This window comes from Enterococcus sp. 7E2_DIV0204, from assembly GCF_002140855.1.
GTDB lineage: Bacteria > Bacillota > Bacilli > Lactobacillales > Enterococcaceae > Enterococcus_L > Enterococcus_L lemimoniae.
This window is the reverse complement of sequence record NZ_NGKY01000001.1, coordinates 1,590,071-1,606,327: the sequence shown is the minus strand read 5'-3', so window position 1 is coordinate 1,606,327 and position 16,257 is coordinate 1,590,071. Positions and strand designations below refer to the sequence as shown.

Here is a 16,257-nt window from a genome sequence, read left to right as displayed (position 1 = left end):
TTATTCACTTGTCGTTGTATTTACTTCGGTGTATAGACTTGATTTAACGTCCATTGAATAGCTCGGTCATTATTGTACGTACCGATTGCAAGATACTTTTTATTATTTAGTAAGACGCCTGCTGTGTTTTCCAGATGCAATTGATAATAGTAGGTATCCTTTAACGAGGCTTTTGTTGGGTCCATAATGTTCAGCGTATTACCTGATTGTTTATCTGGTATAGGCTGCCTTTCCCCTTCTTTTGTCTGCCATAAGAAGCTACTGTCAGATAATACAGATGAATCTTTTGTTATAGTCGAAATACTTACATACCAGTCATTCATCTGATTTTGTCGACTATCAGACACTGTCAAATCTATTGCATTTCCGGCATCTCTAGCTACGACACCTTTAGTTTCACCAATTTTCAGATTGGTCCAGCTTAAAATGGAAGGAACTTTTGTCAGTTGTAACACCCCCGTGACCTTAATCGTTGCACTTAACTGTTTTACATTTGCCGCATTTGCTTCTTCATAAATCACGATGTCTAATGAATTATCCCCATAGGTCAACGCTCCTTTAGGAATCAATAATTCTTTACTTTTTTGCGTCGTAGTATTGCTATCATTGAGTAAGGTATCATTAAGCACTAGTTCTCCATTTTTAAGAACTTTATAGTTGATTGTTGAAGCGGCCGTTCCTCCACTATAATAAAACGTTAGTGGATAACCGGTTTCTTTAAGTGCCCCTTGATCAATTTCTTTTGTGATTGTTGTAGTTAGTGAATCACTTGTCCAAGACACATTGAATGGGTCTGCAACATATTTTAGTAAGAAATGCACAGGCATAGAAGAAAGAAAGTCTTGATTTCCGGTAGAAGTATTTGTTAAATACAAACTAGAACTAAAAGTCGCTATTTCATCTGTTTTCAATGTAAGGTTGCTTTTCGCACTAAATGCTAGCTCAACAGCATCTCCTTTTTTTATATTTCCAGGAATCGTTATATAAAATTTATTAGTAGTCGTATCAATTGACGGAGTATAGGACCCAACCACCTGTCCGTTGATTTTCCCCTGAACAGTACCAATACTAGCTAAATCAAACTGTGCTGCACTTAACCCTACTTGATAGATATTAGTTGTACTTGTATAGGCCAAATCTTGAATAGTCGCAGTCGTTTTAAATGATACTTGATCGCCTTTTGTTGCGTAAACACTTGTATTCCCGCCATTGTTTTCTAATGCTAGCTCTTCCCCTTTTTTATTGGTCACCTCATTCTTTAGATCGTAGGATAAAGGAACTGGTGCATCGGCAAACACCACTTTTACATTTCCGCTGCTTGCACCATTTGCTGCTGTAAATCCCCAATAAGCAGTTGTGTTTGTTGCAGATAGTTTCAATTCCGATGACAATAAATTCCAAGGGACTAAGACAGGGCTAGTAGAAATATCTGTGTTGGGATCTCTTAAAAAATAGGCAAATTCTTTCTTATCATAATCAAAGCTAAAATTAAATTCATACCAAGAATTATCTCTCACGTTTGTTTTTAACGTACTATTTATATTTGAAAGCATTCGATGCTTGATTCTAGCTGTTCTTCCAATCAGTCCAGCCGTAAACCAGCTATTGGCATCTGAAATATTCCCTAACACACTTTTATCAATTGCTTGATACGTCAAATCTAAGTTTCCCGGGAAGGTATACGCCATATGCGGAGAATCGAATTCGCCACCAGAATCAGAAATATCAAAAGCACTAGGATAACGTGCAATACCGTTAGTATATAAATCAAATTCTACTGAAAATGAATTTTTTATTGCGCCCGTATTCGGATAATAAGTAGTAAACAACCCTTGAGAGGAAACATTAGATCCGTATACACCTAAATTTTGTCCATCTGTCTTTTTGTCTTGTGAAGTAGTCAAGGCTTGTGTTTTTTTTGAATCGTTGTGTATCGTAAAAGTGAATCCATCTGATTGCACACTACCAAAATTGACGAACATCCTCCCTTTAAAAGACTTAGAAAAATCTAATTTATTATTATCTAGTGACCACATTGCTACCCAATTGTTTTTCCCACCAATCGTCACTTCACTATAGGGAAATCCATTATTTGAACTGGTATTAGGTGGATAACTTTGAATATTAAATCCTGTTCCACCCACGGGGTTATCAAAAAGACCATTAACAATAATTCCACCTTCTGGAATAGAAGCTAAGCCCTTTGTAGTCGAATACATCCTCTCGTTAGTCGTGTTTAAGTTTTCTTCAATCTCTTCATTATCATCAGCAGGTTGAGGTATTTGCGTTTCCACACCAGATTCTTCTATTTTTTGACTTGCTGATTTATTTGCATATGTAGGAAGTGGAAAAAGAAAAAGACAAAAAAAAGAGAGTAAACACATAGGTTTATTATATTTCAATTTAAAAACTTCCATTCTTTTGTTTTTTTTGTATAATAATATAATATGTGAATGTTCCATTTTAATGGGACATTTTTTTATTTGATTTTTTGAAAAAAAATATCTTTATTATAGAAAGGAATATAAACAATGCCACAGACTTTAGATACCTTATTGGGTCTACTGTATGAACCAGACGCAAAAAAAAAGCTTTCTATCATGAAAGCTTTAGAGTATAAAAATGACTGGATTACTTTAGAAGAATTACATATAACATTAGGATATACCACAATTACTTTGAAAAAATATTTAACTCAATTCGAAAAAGAAGCGAAAAAAAATAAATATTTTTCTTTAAAATATGATAAGAAGAGAGGATATTTATTAGAGATTAAAAACACATTCGAATTTGGACAATATTATCGTGATATTCTTTACTTCATGTGGCCAGTTCAATTTTTAACACAATTGATTTTACATAATAAAGTAAGCAAAGCTTTTTTCCCTGTCAAATTTTTCATTAGTGAATCGGTATTAAAAAATAAAATCAAAGATTTTAAAAAAATTCTCAGTGTATTTTCAATTACATTAAAAATACGTAATGGTAGTTATTACTTGGAAGGAAATGAAGCTAATATTCGACGATTATCAGAAGATTTTTTCTGGGAATTTTTTAAGGGTAGTTCTTGGCCCTTTGAAGCAATTGAGGAACAAGTCATTATTGAAAAGACGACTCTATTACTAGAAAATACAACAAGACCTGTTTCTTTGATTGATCAGCGAAAAGTTCATTACGCCTTAGCAGTCCAAGAGATGCGATTCAAATGTGGTCAATTCTTCAAAACCAACCCATACATCAAAAGTTATTACCCATTTTTGGTTCCCTTTATAGCAAACATGCAACAAAAAACAAGTTTATTTCCAACAGAAGAAGAATTTTATTATTTTTATTTTCATCTAGCGACAAATTCAAAATACTATTCTTACTTTGATACAGACTTTAATGCTACCATGTTAGGGAATGATAAATTAGATGCCTATGCAAAGCTAAATATTAAAATTTTGACTTTCGTTACAGAAACGCTGGGTCCCTTGTCACAAGAAGAGACTCACAACATGTTTAATTATTTATTTTGTACTCATATGCATTTAATTTTATTCAATAACAGCTATACTATAAACGACAAAGAATTGTCTTTTTTTAACAAAAAAAATATGGAACCTACTATTAATAAGATTATATATTTGATTGAAAAAGAGGTCCCATTGGATGAAGCTACCAAAAACTTTTTAATTTACCGATATGGCATAATATTATCGACAATTTATCCACCTTCTGTTTTTTCAAAAAAAATCATTATTAGTTTTTGTACAGATATTGATCCTTCTATAGAATTAAAATTATTGCGTATTTTAACTGACTATTTTTCCGACATCGTCAACATCGTTTTTTATTCTGGAGTAAACAATGTCACAGAGCCTATAGATCTTATCGTACACACTGCTTTGGATCCGCAAATTTTTTCTGATAGAAAGGTAAAAGCAACTCGCTACATTGATACGCGCTTTCTTTATAACCAAAACTTATTGCCATTAATTACTCTAATCAATCAGTTTTTAATTGATAAAATTTTTGATTTTCCTCCGGAGAATAAAAAAAGAATAACCTAAAATGATATTTGGGTTATTCTAAAGGTATTTTTTATCACTCTTGAAAATTATGTCTATTACTAGTCAATATTAACTCAGTGTTCTCAATAGTCTATCTTTATTTTAATGTCTAAGCACATATATTTGTTAAGAGGAACACTCACTCTCAGAATTTTTCAGATTGCAACTAATCTCCTAAGTTGAGATTTTATTTGATTTTTTTATAATTGCTTTCGGAACTAACTTAGGAGTGATTCTAATGATGAAAAAATCATCATATACAGGAAGCGGTTTACTACGTTCATGATTGATGCGTTTTTAACAAAAATCACCTCATTTGGATGATAGAGCATACAATTCAATTTGATTTGCTCTATTTATTGAAATTCGTTCTATGAGAAATTTGAGACAGCTATTGGCCAACTATAACAATGAATGAACGTTATTCGTTTCTTACTCTTCAGAAAAAAATAGTATTATTTTTATTCAATCACTCATATTTCATTCTATTTACTACTTTGTAATACCTGATAATTCTGGTACGTTTTTTGTTTGACCTATTGATAAGAGAGTTATTCATTTTTCTGTTTTTTCTATACCTCTTATATGTTAAAATATAAACTAAATAACTTTAATACTTTAGTGTATTGAAAGGAAGAATAGTAATGATTACAATGGATAATATTATCCGTGAAGGAAACCCAACCCTTAGATCAGTGGCAAAAGAAGTAGCTTTGCCACTATCTAATGAAGATATTAAATTAGGAGAAGACATGATGGAATTTTTACATAATAGTCAAGATCCTGTCAAAGCAGAAGAATTAAGATTACGCGGCGGTGTTGGCTTAGCAGCACCGCAATTAGACATCTCTAAACGAATCATAGCCGTTCACGTACCAAATGGCGATTTAGAAAACCCAGAACCGGCATTGAGTGCTGTTATGTACAATCCAAAAATTTTAAGCCATTCTGTGCAAGATGCCTGTCTTGGGGAAGGTGAGGGGTGTTTATCTGTTGACCGTGAAGTACCCGGTTATGTGGTACGCCATAATAAAATCACCTTGTCTTATGTAGATGTTTCTGGTATAAAACAAAAAATTCGATTGAAAAATTATGAAGCCATTGTCGTTCAGCATGAAATCGATCATTTGAACGGGATCATGTTCTATGATCACATTGATTCAGAAAATCCCTACGCACTGAAAGATGGCGTTTTGGTGATCGAATAAAGTAAAAGTGGAACAGGACAAACGCAACATGTTTGTCCTGTTCCACTTTTTTATTCTATTTAAATTGCTTTTAATTCTTTTAACGCTTTCCAAATACCATCATTATCATTGGTGTCTGTCACGATTTTTGCTTCTTTTTGGATATGTGGTAATGCATTTCCCATCGCTACACCAATACCTGATTCACATAACATTTCACGATCATTTTCACCATCGCCAAATGCAATGATGTCTTCACGAGCAATCCCCACACGCTCTGCTAAGTTCAGCAAAGTTGCTGCTTTTGAACCATTCTTAGGCACAATATCGACACTTTCAGAATGCCAGCGGATAAAGCGGAATTTTGAAAATTCACGATCAAACATCCCATCTGACGAATCATCATAAAACGCTAATGCCTGATAGACATCATTTTCCTTTTGAAAATTCCTATCATATTCCGGCGCTTCAAAATCGATTGATCCCATCGCTTCAGCCATTTGGATATGACGATGATGATTGTTTTTTTTCACGTCATCCAGCCCGACATAGGCCAAGCCGATTTCTCTTTTTTCTACCTCTGAAGCAAAACGATGTAATTCATCTTGATCTAATAAATTTTGAAAATATTGTTCATGATCTAAAAATGCTGCGGCACCGTTACAAAGAACATAATTAGAAAAATCTAGATCTAAGATAATATCTTGCGCCATAAATCGGCTGCGTCCTGTAGCAATCGTTACAAGGTGCCCTTGTTGGCGTAACATCTTTAATGCTTCTCGGGTGCTCTCTAGTGGTTGTCTGTCTGTTCCCAGTAATGTTCCATCAATATCAAATGCAAAAAGTTTTCTTCTCATGGCGTAATAACTCGCTCGCTTTCTATGGTTTTGGCAAATACTTGCTGCCTTCTCTAACGGCTAATGGGCTTAAATCAGTTTCCTCCATCAATGTTTGGACCCAATTTGGCTCCGTTTTACTATATTGACGCATAGACCAGCCGATTGCTTTTTGAATAAAGAACTCATCTGTAGTTTTATCATAAATGATGGCTTTTTTCAATAACACAGCGTTTGTTTTTTCTTTATATAACAGTTGCAAATTGATGGCAATCCGTCTGTGCCAAAAATTTTCTTCACCAAAAAAGGCATCAAATAACTGCGGCATCTCTTCAAAATGTTGAGCGCCCCACAGTCCAAAAAACTTACGCCAAGCATCAACACTGTCCCACCAAGCTTTTTCGATCACAAATGATTTGACGTTTATTATGTCTTCAAAGGAGAAGCGTTTGACATTGACCGTTGCCAAATCGATTGCCAGATACTGGTACTCCCGTTCAGATTTCTGATAGTAAAAACCTATTAAGTCAAACAATTCTGTAACTGGCATTTTTTTACTAACTTTCAATAGTTCTTTCTCTAATAACGTACGTTCTGGTGCTGCAACACCTGCAAAAGGAAATAAATTTTTCATGTAAGCGGCCATTTGCTGTGCTTTTTCTTTATTTCTCGGAAACACAATTTCATTCATTCTTTTGCTCCTTTTACTTCTTTCCTCTATCTTACTTCAAATCAGCCCAGACAGCAAAAAAAGCTGAAATGGAAATAGGTCCATCTCAGCTTTTCATTTCATTAATCTAAATAATTTGTATCTGCATTGTTCAACCAAGCATAACCCAAGCCCATCACTAAGCCACCACCGATAAAGTTACCAATCAAAGCAAAGAATAGATTGTGTGCTACACTGCCAGCTGTCATTGCCGCCAATGTTCCGTGAGAAGCGAAATACGCTAAACTAAATGCTGGGAAGTTGGCGATAACGTGCTCGTACCCTAAGAAAGCAAAGATGAAAATGATAAAAATGATTGCTGCAACTTTACCTGCGTCATCTTTCATACGCATACTTACTAGCACTGCAGTATTTACCACAATATTTGCAAAAATTGCTTCAACTAAAATCTGTGTTGTTGTTTTATCTAATTTACCTGCAATCGACGTGAAGAAAAAGCTGTCAGCCGGTAAGTCCTGGAAAGGAACGGTTAAAGAAATCAAGTAACCAAAAAGAACCCCACCAACTAAATTAAAGAAAATACATGTAAATAAAATTTTTGCAGCAAAAGAGAAGTTGATTTTTTTACGGTAAACCCCAACAGTCATATAAAGCATGTTTGATGTCCCGAGTTCCGCATTCATATAAAGAATCATAACAAGTGACCAGCTGAACATGAAGGCATAAAGAATCTTGCCTAAGCCGTGGACCATTCCTTCACCTTTGATTGCAATCGCAAAAGCAACCGCTGTTCCTAGTGTTAAAAACATGCAAGCAAGAATAGCGCGAAAAGCGTAACGCATAAAGCTGCTTTGGAATAAGTTCATTTTTTTACTAATTGATTTGTCGATCTGCTCAAACAATGGCGATACAGGTTTCATTGTGTTTCTCCTTTTCAATTTGTTTTCATCTAATATTTTCAAAAACATCCCTTATCATTTTAAAGACCGGCGAGTGTTTTGTCTAGTTCTTTTTCATACAAAATAATACTTTTTTTCATAGCATAACAAATTGAAGAGGAAAATTCCAAAGAAATCTATAGTAATCTAAAAACAAAAAAATCCATCTGAAGTAGGATGACATTATTTAAGCTAATGGTAAAATAGTAGTATTAACACTTACTTTCTCTATGAAAAATGAAAAAGAAAATTTGGTATTAACTTGAAGTTAGGGGGACGAACATCATGTATAGATCCATTCAAAACAATCAGCCACAACAATTAAATCAAAAAGTTATTTCTCACTATCGTTCTTTAAAACAAAGAAACGAAATTTTTATGGTCATTTTATTGTGGATCATTCTATCTTGCGGTTTCTTTTTCACCTTATTTTTTATAACAGAAAATCATTATCCTGCAAAAATAGATTCCTATGACCAACAATTGCTCACACTTGAACAAGAACGTACAGACATTCTAGCTGGTAACATAGATACAGCAACAAAATCGTTTGATACCGTTTTGCAAGAAAACCTAGATAATTTAAAAGAGTATCCCCAACAGGAAAATAATTATTCTGTTGTTATTGACGGAACCGACAGTAATCTAGTAATCAACAAAAATAATATATTTGTTTCAGATAACGCAAACATGTTAGATGCTGCCGTAAAGAAAAAAATCTATGATCTGAACAAACAACTAGCTGCCAGTACCAACGGTGCTCAGTTAGAAGTCGTAACCGTCAGTAAATTGCCCCGTGGTGAAGCTATTGAATCTTATGCCAATAAAATTTTCAATCAGCTAGGGATCGGTAATAAAGATGAGAACAACGGTGTCTTATATTTAGTCGCTTTAGATGAACGGGAATTCCGCTTAGAAGTGGGTTATGGATTGGAAGGGTTGATTCCTGATGGACTAGCAGACACTATTATCAATGACGATACAGTTGTCGATCAGTTTAAAGAAGAAAATTACGCTGTCGCTGTAACCCAAGTCGTGGATAACGTTTTTGCTTTAATGAACACAAAAACAGCCTTGGTCGATTCTAAAATCAAACAAGTTGAACAGCAAAAAAGCTCAGCTAAGTTTGCTCATTGGGGGTTATTCATCTTGTTGCTGAGCATCATAGTCGTTGGCCTCTTCTTGATCACCAGACTCATACGGGCAAGAACGTCTTTAAAACTAAGCTATAAAGCATATCAAGAACAAGTAGCCAGCAGCGCCAATGAACTCCATCAACCTGATTCTCAATTACTTCTTGAAAAAATAAAACAAACAGACCTTTACTATATCATGCTAAGCGGAGCCTTCTTGATTTCATCAAGAAGAAGTATCCGGCGTGCACGAGCTAGAGGAGAACTATTAAAAAATCCAACTGCTCAACCAAAAGCTTTTGGCCGCATTTTAATTGGTGATACTCTTTATTCAGGTAATGGAGACATTTTAACGACTGCCTATCTGACATCTAATTACAATTCTAATAATTGGTCACACAATGATTCTTCTGGTAGCGGCGGTGGAGGATCTTCATGGGGCTCTTTCGGTGGGGGTTCATCTGGTGGCGGTGGCGCTTCTGGAGGCTGGTAGTTTATCTGTGATAACTCAAGAAAAAACTTGAGTTATCACTTTTTTTACGTTATACTAATCTTTGTGTAAAATAATGCAGCAGAAAAATAATAGGCTCGTCAACAATTCATTGCCTTGATCGATGTCTAGCTTCTAAGGTTTAATCATCTTATCGGCTATTCTTTTCAGGTTCAACTGCGTAACCACGGCTGCAAAGGGCGAAGGTTGAAGAATGAATTGAACGAATATGAATTTTTCAGAAGATTATTTTACTCCAAAAAATTATTTTATTGGAGGAATTTTTAATGTCACGTTATACAGGACCATCATGGAAAATCTCTCGTCGTCTAGGTATCTCTCTATCAGGAACTGGTAAAGAACTAGCACGTCGCCCATACAAACCAGGACAACACGGACCAAACAGTCGTGGTAAAGTTTCTGAATACGGTATGCAATTAACTGAAAAACAAAAATTACGTCATATGTACGGTATGAACGAACGTCAATTCGTTAACTTGTTTATTAAAGCAAGCAAGATCAAAGAAGGTAAACACGGTGTTAACTTCATGATCTTACTAGAACAACGTTTAGATAACGTCGTTTACCGTTTAGGTCTTGCAACTACTCGTCGTCAAGCACGTCAATTAGTTAACCACGGTCACGTTACTGTAGATGGCAAACGCGTAGATATCCCTTCATACCACGTTGAAGTTGGTCAAGTGATTTCTGTTCGTGAAAAATCTCAAAACGTAGTAACAATCAAAGAAGCTGTTGAATCTACTGTTGGACGTCCAGCATTCGTAAGCTTTGACACTGAAAAATTAGAAGGTAGCTTCACTCGTTTACCAGAACGTGATGAATTATACCCTGATATCGACGAAGCTCTTGTCGTTGAATACTACAACCAAAAACTTTAAGATTCTCTTGCTGTTATTGCATTATGGATCTTTCTCGAAAAAACCTTGTACAGTTTTTCTGTATAAGGTTTTTTTATATAAAAAAATAAGGGTAAGACAAAAGTAAAAACACTTTTGTCTTACCCTTTAAAACCAAATAAACATGTTAGCCAATTGCTTTTTCTACGTTCTTTGTTTTTGCAACACGCCATCTTTCATCACATATACTTCATCGCAATGCTCGATCAAGCGTTGATCGTGAGTGACCATGATCGTTGCTTTGTTTTTTTCTTTTGTTTCTCTCGCTAATATTTTTACAACTTCAAAAGCCCGATCTGAATCTAAGCTTGCTGTAGGTTCGTCCGCTAAGATAATAGATGGATCATTATACAAAGCCCGCGCAATTGCTACTCGTTGACGTTCCCCACCAGAAATTTCATCTGGATATTTTTTCTTCAACTTCTCAATTCCTAGCTCTGTTAATAACTTATTGACTTTCTCCATATCGGTCTTTTCTTTTTTTACTTTATCCACTAACCGCAGTTGCTTTTCCACAGTTAGAAATGGAACCAAATTTGATGCTTGTAAAATAAAGCCAATTTCAGAGAAGCGTATTTTAGAGCGTGTTTTCTCATTTTCTTTGCTAAATGCTTCACTATTTATCTTAACCTCGCCATTCGTTGGCGTTTGCAAACCACCAGCTAATGTTAAAAACGTACTTTTCCCCGAACCACTTGGACCAATCACAGCCACAAATTTGCCTTTTTCCACAGAAAAATCTGTGGGTTTCAATGCTTCGATTGTTGTATCCCCATCTAAAAACTGTTTATTCACAGACAAAAATTCGATTGCTTTCATGTTAAACACCCCCCTTTCTAACCTATCGCCTTCAGTGGATCAATTTTTATGATCGTCCGAACAGAAAATAATGCGCCTAATACGGCAATCACCAACATGATTCCGCCAATTGATAAGAAGAATAACCAATTTGTTTGAAACGGAACTGATGTTGGCAATACAAATGAAGTCCCAAGCGTACCTAGTAACCCAAAAGTTATCCCCAGAACGGCTAAAACAAAGGTTTGAACAATCACAGAGACAGCGATATAAAATCCAAAGATCCCTTGTGCTTTCATGATCCCAAAAATTGTTGCTTTTTGCATGGTCAATACATAAATGAAAATTCCAATCACGATTGCTGCAATTACAATCAAAAATCCGATCATGAAACCAAACGTCAGTACTTGGGCACTATACCCAGGCAATTTATTAATAAATGTGCCAATACTATAACGAGTTAGACCATCATCTTTTACGTGAACATTTTTTACTGCCCCATCTTTTGCTCGAAATACGATTGCGTTTACTCTAGCATTTTCTGAAGTATCTGTTTTTTCAAAGCGAATTTGTTGAAAAGCGGCTGTTGAGACATACAAAACAGGGGCAACATTAAATTTGGCGTTGTTCGTAAATCCCACTACTTTTAGCTTTTTATCGTTTCCTGCCAGCTTTATCGTATCACCCAATTGAACATCATTTTCTTTTTTCAGACTATCATCTACGACCGTCTCATTTTCATTCTTAAATGCTTCTCCTTCGACAATATTTGGCATTAGAAACTCGTCTTTATTGATACCAAAAAAACTAGCATTGATTTTTTCGGCGTTCTTTTTATCTAATTGAATCACGGCTGCTGTTTGACCAAGTACAGCTTTTTCTTTCGCCTCGACCTGATTCATTGATTTGATCGGAATCATCGACATATTAATATTCGTATTTGATTCATCCGACAACACAATACCATCTGCCTGCCACTTATCTACAGCCGTGCGATTATCTTCCGCCAAGCCATATGCTAAACCTGTTAAAAAAAAGACTAAATACGAAATTAAAAACATCACACTAATGATCAATGCATAGCGTAATTTTGAACGAGTTATTTCATTCCATGCTAAAAACATTTCTCTTCCTCCTCCTTATCGATTGATAAGTTATAAAAAAAGTATAGCAAAATTTAGAGTTTACAACAAAATATTTGCTTTTACCTACTCTAAAAAAAGCCACAAATTTATCTACCTTTCTTCTTATTTCTGCCTATTATTCTGATATACTAAAAGAAACAATAAGTAAAAAGGAGTTTATATATGAAAAAGAAACACGGCACACTTTATACAGTAATCCAATTTTCAATAATTTTGCTATTTGCGCTTTTCCTAAGGAAGTTTGTTTTAACACCTGTGGAAGTTATCGGAATTTCAATGGAGCCGACTTATCATGAATCTGATCGTCTGTGGCAAACCTCTTTAATCAGTCCAAAACGTTTTGACGTAGCAACTTTTCCGAGCCCAAGAGATGGAAAACGGATCGTGAAACGCGTTGTCGGCTTACCCGGTGATACAATCCGGATAGAAAATGATCAACTATATATCAATGATAAAAAATATGATGAGCCTTATTTAAATGAATTTAAAGAAGCTTTAACAGACGGACAACCCTTAACGGCTGATTTCACTTTGGCGAGTACAGCTGCTGGGCCCGCAACGGTTGTTCCAGAAGGAAAGTATTTTGTATTAGGGGATAATCGTCGCAAAGCCGATGATAGCCGTTACTTTGGTTTTGTGGATAAAGAGGATATTGTCGGTGTGGTTTATTTTCAGTATTATCCGTTGAATAAGATCGATATGCAATAAAAAAACAAGTAGTCACTTCTATAATTGAAGTGACTACTTGTTTTTTTATTGCTGTTTACTTGCTAGTTCATATAAAGGCAATAACGCCTCATACGTTTGTAACATATATGCACGGGCTTTTTCCGGGTCGTTCAACAAGTTATCTGTCTTCCTAATAATTCGACCAATTTGGAATTCTCCTTTTTTGACATCACGAAAACGAGTCAAATGTTTTTCCAAATCCGCTTCATTCAATCGTTCAATTTCGGGTTGTGTATGGTCGATCGACAAATAAAAATCATCATCTAATTGCTGAAATAATGGTTGATTGTCTAAAAATGCTTGCGCAATTTCTTTTTCATTTTTAGGATTATCAATTAGTGATAGCCACATAAAAAGATACTCTGGCCAAATACCTAGTTGGAAATGTGCTTCCATTTTATAGCCACGTTTTTTCTGACTCAAGGCTGACCAGGTATTTTCTGGCGGATAAACTGTTCTCCGACGGTGTTGAGCGATGTGAACAAAAAATTCTATTTCGAGTTTCTCGCCTAATTTTTCAGCAAAATAATCATCTAATTCTTGAAATTTTGGTTGGATCGTTGAACGAATCTCAGCCATTCTTGGGTCTAACCCTGCTATTGTAAAAACATCAAAATCTTTTTCAGTAAACATCAGCATGTCTTCATTTCTCCTCTGAACTGTTCTGTTATTTAGTTGTGTAGTTGCCGCCATTCCTCTAACGTAATTCCACGCATGACATCTGTAACGACTTTCCCTTTCCACATGCGAGCATTCGGGATATTTCCTTCTATTTTCATCCCAATTTTTTCCATTACACGTCCAGATTTAGGATTATCAATATCATATGTTGCAAAAATCCGCATCAACTTTAGTTCTTCAAAGCCTAAACGAAGCAGTTCATTTGCTGCCTCTGGTACATAGCCATTACCCCAAAAATCTTTATTCAGCGCATAACCGATTTCGGCTATATGATGCTGACTCTCGATACGTAAATCGATCGTTCCAATGAGTTTTCCCGTTGTATTTAATTCAATTCCGTATTTTCCGAAAGGTGCACACATAAAATAATTAGCAATACTTTCTTTGGTCTCTTTTATTGTTTGATGCCTTGGAAAAACATATCTACAGGTTTCTTCGTCAGATGCATATTCATACATATCATTAACATCACTTAGCGTTACGGGCCGCAACGTTAAGCGTTCTGTTTTTAGAGATTGATTTTCTGCAAAAATCAAATTCCGATTGATGACAATTTCCATAATTTCACCTGCTTTTCATACTACTTTACAGAAATTCAGGCTCAGTGGCAAGGGGAAAAATAAAAAAACTAGTTTCTTACTGCTGCTTCAATAAATGCTGTGACTTCGTTCTGTTTCCCCTCACTTAACAGTTGTACGATTTTGCTTCCTACGATCACTCCCGCACAACTTTTTCTAAAACGATCAACATGATCCCTAGAAGAAACACCAAATCCAGCTAAAACTGGTTTATCACTGACTTTTTGAATATAAGCTAAATGTTCGTCTACTGTTTCTTCATAATTTCGACCAATACCTGTTACACCATTGACTGCTACTGCATAAATAAAGCCGTCGCCCGCTTCGACTAACTCTGGAATCCGTTCTTTTGGCGTCGTTAATGCCACTAATGGAATCAATGAAATATCACTGTCTTTTAAAAACGGCGCTAATCGTTCTTGATGCTCATAAGGTAAATCTGGAATAATCAAGCCTAAGACATTCGTCTCAGCTAAATCTTGTACAAATGCTTCTAGACCATAACTAAAAATCGGATTGAAATACGTCATGATGACCAATGGTGTTGGGGTTTTGACTTGTTTTAGCTGTTTAATTATTTTTCGTAGCGTCACTTTATTTTCCAATGCTCGCAGGCCTGCTGCTTGGATCACAGGACCATCTGCTACTGGATCAGAAAATGGAATCCCTAATTCAATCGCACTTGCACCGGCCTCTGTTAATAAATGAATTTCATCTGCTAGTTGTTCTAGACCTTGTGCTCCAGCCATAATATATGGAACGAAAATCGTTTCGTTGACCTCTTGTTTTTCCTTCAATTGCTTTGTTAATGGTTTCATTGGTTCCCCTCCTCTTCCAGTAATGCTTTGATTTGTTGGACATCTTTATCACCACGACCTGAAAGACAAACAACGATTTGCTTATCTGGGCCAAGTTCTTTTGCGATTTTTATTGCATGACTAACGGCATGTGCGCTTTCTAACGCGGGGATGACCCCTTCTGTTTGGCATAAAATCTTAAAAGCAGCTAGTGCTTCTTGATCCGTTACCGATTCATAACTTGCTCGCTTTGTCTCGTTTAAATGGCAGTGTTCTGGGCCAAGGCCAGGGTAATCTAATCCAGCCGAAATCGAGAACGCTTCTAAAATTTGTCCGTCATCATCTTGAAGCAACTTCATCATAGCACCGTGAAGAACACCTGTTTTGCCTTTGTTGATCGATGCTGCATGTGCCTCTGTATCCAACCCTAATCCAGCTGCCTCAACACCGATTAGAGCCACATCATCATTGATAAATGGATAGAAAATTCCCATTGCATTACTCCCACCCCCAACACATGCAACCACTGCATCCGGCAATTTATTTTCTACTTCTAAAAATTGCCGTCTAGCTTCAATTCCGATGATGCTTTGATAATCTCGAACAATTTCAGGAAATGGATGTGGTCCTAAGACAGAGCCCATCACATAATGAGTATCTTCAACATTGGCAACCCAAAATCGTAACGCTTCATTAACTGCATCTTTTAATGTCTTGCTTCCAGAAGTAACACTTTCAACTTTCGTACCTAATAATTCCATCCGAAAAACATTTAACGACTGGCGAGCAACATCAACAGCTCCCATAAAAACCGTACACTCCATTCCAAACAAAGCAGCAACAGTCGCTGTTGCTACACCATGTTGGCCTGCACCTGTTTCTGCGACAATTTTTTTCTTGCCCATCTTTTTCGCCAACAAAATTTGCCCAATCGTATTATTGATTTTATGCGCACCCGTATGGTTTAAATCTTCTCTTTTCAGATAAATTTTGGCCCCACCCGCATAATCTGTTAAACGCTCGGCAAAATACAAAGGATTTTCTCGCCCTACATATTGTTTCAAGTAATAATTCAGTTCTGTTTGAAACGCCTCATCTTTCTTAGACGCTTCATAAACCTCTTCTAATTCTTTCACTGCATACATTAATGTTTCAGGGACAAATTGCCCCCCAAATTCTCCGTAAAACCCTTGATTTGGTTGATTATACATGATTTTCCTCCTTATTATTAAAGCTGAATGAGCTGTTTAGCATCGACTGAAAAATAGAAAAACATGGAAGTGGTGTTCTTTACCGCATTCAGGTT

At 35.8% G+C, this 16,257-nt stretch carries 15 protein-coding genes; 5 read left to right on the top strand and 10 right to left on the bottom strand.

The genetic code is table 11. The features are described 5' to 3' along the window. Positions 1–20: 20 nt before the first annotated feature. Positions 21–2,294 (bottom strand): hypothetical protein, encoded by a 2,274-nt coding sequence (locus A5819_RS07455; RefSeq protein ID WP_139843288.1) that lies wholly within the window; start codon positions 2,292–2,294, stop codon positions 21–23. 237 nt (positions 2,295–2,531) lie between these two features. On the opposite strand from A5819_RS07455, the gene A5819_RS07450 reads away from it, so the two are divergent. Together A5819_RS07450 and def are read left to right on the top strand one after the other, a co-directional pair. Further along, the gene (locus A5819_RS07450) at positions 2,532–4,052 is read left to right on the top strand and encodes a helix-turn-helix domain-containing protein (protein WP_086353027.1); all 1,521 of its coding nucleotides are present in this window, start codon (positions 2,532–2,534) and stop codon (positions 4,050–4,052) included. Positions 4,053–4,696: 644 nt separating this feature from the next. After that, complete coding sequence (def, locus tag A5819_RS07445; RefSeq protein WP_086278048.1) at positions 4,697–5,260, top strand: peptide deformylase; 564 nt, start codon at positions 4,697–4,699, stop codon at positions 5,258–5,260. Positions 5,261–5,319: 59 nt separating this feature from the next. Here def and A5819_RS07440 read toward each other — a convergent pair whose 3' ends face one another. The 3 genes from A5819_RS07440 to A5819_RS07430 form a co-directional block, all read right to left on the bottom strand. Beyond that, a complete protein-coding gene (locus A5819_RS07440) occupies positions 5,320–6,096 on the bottom strand; it encodes a Cof-type HAD-IIB family hydrolase (RefSeq protein ID WP_086278046.1) in 777 nt (258 codons plus the stop codon). A 22-nt stretch (positions 6,097–6,118) separates the two neighbouring features. Further along, on the bottom strand, positions 6,119–6,766 hold the full coding sequence (locus A5819_RS07435) for a DNA alkylation repair protein (RefSeq protein WP_086278044.1): 648 nt from the start codon (positions 6,764–6,766) through the stop codon (positions 6,119–6,121). Positions 6,767–6,867: 101 nt separating this feature from the next. Further along, positions 6,868–7,665: a formate/nitrite transporter family protein gene (locus tag A5819_RS07430; RefSeq protein WP_086278041.1), complete on the bottom strand. Its 798-nt coding sequence runs from the start codon at positions 7,663–7,665 to the stop codon at positions 6,868–6,870. A gap of 303 nt (positions 7,666–7,968) precedes the next feature. Here A5819_RS07430 and A5819_RS07425 point away from each other — a divergent pair, with 303 nt between their 5' ends. Then, positions 7,969–9,309 (top strand): YgcG family protein, encoded by a 1,341-nt coding sequence (locus A5819_RS07425; RefSeq protein WP_086278039.1) that lies wholly within the window; start codon positions 7,969–7,971, stop codon positions 9,307–9,309. 284 nt (positions 9,310–9,593) lie between these two features. Further along, positions 9,594–10,205, top strand: a complete 612-nt coding sequence (rpsD, locus tag A5819_RS07420; protein ID WP_086278037.1) for a 30S ribosomal protein S4 — start codon at positions 9,594–9,596, stop codon at positions 10,203–10,205. Positions 10,206–10,367: 162 nt separating this feature from the next. Here rpsD and A5819_RS07415 read toward each other — a convergent pair whose 3' ends face one another. Both A5819_RS07415 and A5819_RS07410 read right to left on the bottom strand, forming a co-directional pair. After that, positions 10,368–11,042, bottom strand: coding sequence for an ABC transporter ATP-binding protein (locus A5819_RS07415; RefSeq protein WP_086278035.1), 675 nt, complete (start codon positions 11,040–11,042; stop codon positions 10,368–10,370). 17 nt (positions 11,043–11,059) lie between these two features. Next, on the bottom strand, positions 11,060–12,145 hold the full coding sequence (locus A5819_RS07410; RefSeq protein WP_086278033.1) for an ABC transporter permease: 1,086 nt from the start codon (positions 12,143–12,145) through the stop codon (positions 11,060–11,062). A gap of 183 nt (positions 12,146–12,328) precedes the next feature. On the opposite strand from A5819_RS07410, the gene lepB reads away from it, so the two are divergent. Continuing rightward, a complete protein-coding gene (lepB, locus tag A5819_RS07405) occupies positions 12,329–12,874 on the top strand; it encodes a signal peptidase I (RefSeq protein ID WP_086278031.1) in 546 nt (181 codons plus the stop codon). A gap of 45 nt (positions 12,875–12,919) precedes the next feature. On the opposite strand, the gene A5819_RS07400 is transcribed toward lepB, so the two are convergent. The 4 genes from A5819_RS07400 to trpB all read right to left on the bottom strand — a co-directional run bounded on the left by A5819_RS07400 (position 12,920) and on the right by trpB (position 16,162). Beyond that, positions 12,920–13,534 carry a DUF1054 domain-containing protein gene (locus A5819_RS07400; RefSeq protein ID WP_086278029.1) on the bottom strand — a complete coding sequence of 205 codons (615 nt, stop codon included), beginning with the start codon at positions 13,532–13,534 and terminating at the stop codon, positions 12,920–12,922. A 32-nt stretch (positions 13,535–13,566) separates the two neighbouring features. Next, positions 13,567–14,136: a GNAT family N-acetyltransferase gene (locus A5819_RS07395; RefSeq protein WP_086278027.1), complete on the bottom strand. Its 570-nt coding sequence runs from the start codon at positions 14,134–14,136 to the stop codon at positions 13,567–13,569. Between the two features lie 68 nt (positions 14,137–14,204). After that, positions 14,205–14,972 (bottom strand): tryptophan synthase subunit alpha, encoded by a 768-nt coding sequence (gene trpA / locus A5819_RS07390; RefSeq protein WP_086278025.1) that lies wholly within the window; start codon positions 14,970–14,972, stop codon positions 14,205–14,207. Then, positions 14,969–16,162, bottom strand: a complete 1,194-nt coding sequence (gene trpB / locus A5819_RS07385; protein WP_086278023.1) for a tryptophan synthase subunit beta — start codon at positions 16,160–16,162, stop codon at positions 14,969–14,971. Before trpB ends, trpA begins: the two co-directional genes overlap by 4 nt. Positions 16,163–16,257: the final 95 nt, after the last annotated feature.

Coding starts and splice junctions, on each gene's coding strand:
- trpA (WP_086278025.1), bottom strand. CDS start 14,972: ATGAAACCATTAACAAAGCAATTGAAGGAAAAACAAGAGGTCAACGAA.
- A5819_RS07430 (WP_086278041.1), bottom strand. CDS start 7,665: ATGAAACCTGTATCGCCATTGTTTGAGCAGATCGACAAATCAATTAGT.
- A5819_RS07440 (WP_086278046.1), bottom strand. CDS start 6,096: ATGAGAAGAAAACTTTTTGCATTTGATATTGATGGAACATTACTGGGA.
- A5819_RS07400 (WP_086278029.1), bottom strand. CDS start 13,534: ATGCTGATGTTTACTGAAAAAGATTTTGATGTTTTTACAATAGCAGGG.
- A5819_RS07395 (WP_086278027.1), bottom strand. CDS start 14,136: ATGGAAATTGTCATCAATCGGAATTTGATTTTTGCAGAAAATCAATCT.
- A5819_RS07450 (WP_086353027.1), top strand. CDS start 2,532: ATGCCACAGACTTTAGATACCTTATTGGGTCTACTGTATGAACCAGAC.
- A5819_RS07435 (WP_086278044.1), bottom strand. CDS start 6,766: ATGAATGAAATTGTGTTTCCGAGAAATAAAGAAAAAGCACAGCAAATG.
- A5819_RS07425 (WP_086278039.1), top strand. CDS start 7,969: ATGTATAGATCCATTCAAAACAATCAGCCACAACAATTAAATCAAAAA.
- def (WP_086278048.1), top strand. CDS start 4,697: ATGATTACAATGGATAATATTATCCGTGAAGGAAACCCAACCCTTAGA.
- A5819_RS07415 (WP_086278035.1), bottom strand. CDS start 11,042: ATGAAAGCAATCGAATTTTTGTCTGTGAATAAACAGTTTTTAGATGGG.
- lepB (WP_086278031.1), top strand. CDS start 12,329: ATGAAAAAGAAACACGGCACACTTTATACAGTAATCCAATTTTCAATA.
- trpB (WP_086278023.1), bottom strand. CDS start 16,162: ATGTATAATCAACCAAATCAAGGGTTTTACGGAGAATTTGGGGGGCAA.
- A5819_RS07410 (WP_086278033.1), bottom strand. CDS start 12,145: ATGTTTTTAGCATGGAATGAAATAACTCGTTCAAAATTACGCTATGCA.
- rpsD (WP_086278037.1), top strand. CDS start 9,594: ATGTCACGTTATACAGGACCATCATGGAAAATCTCTCGTCGTCTAGGT.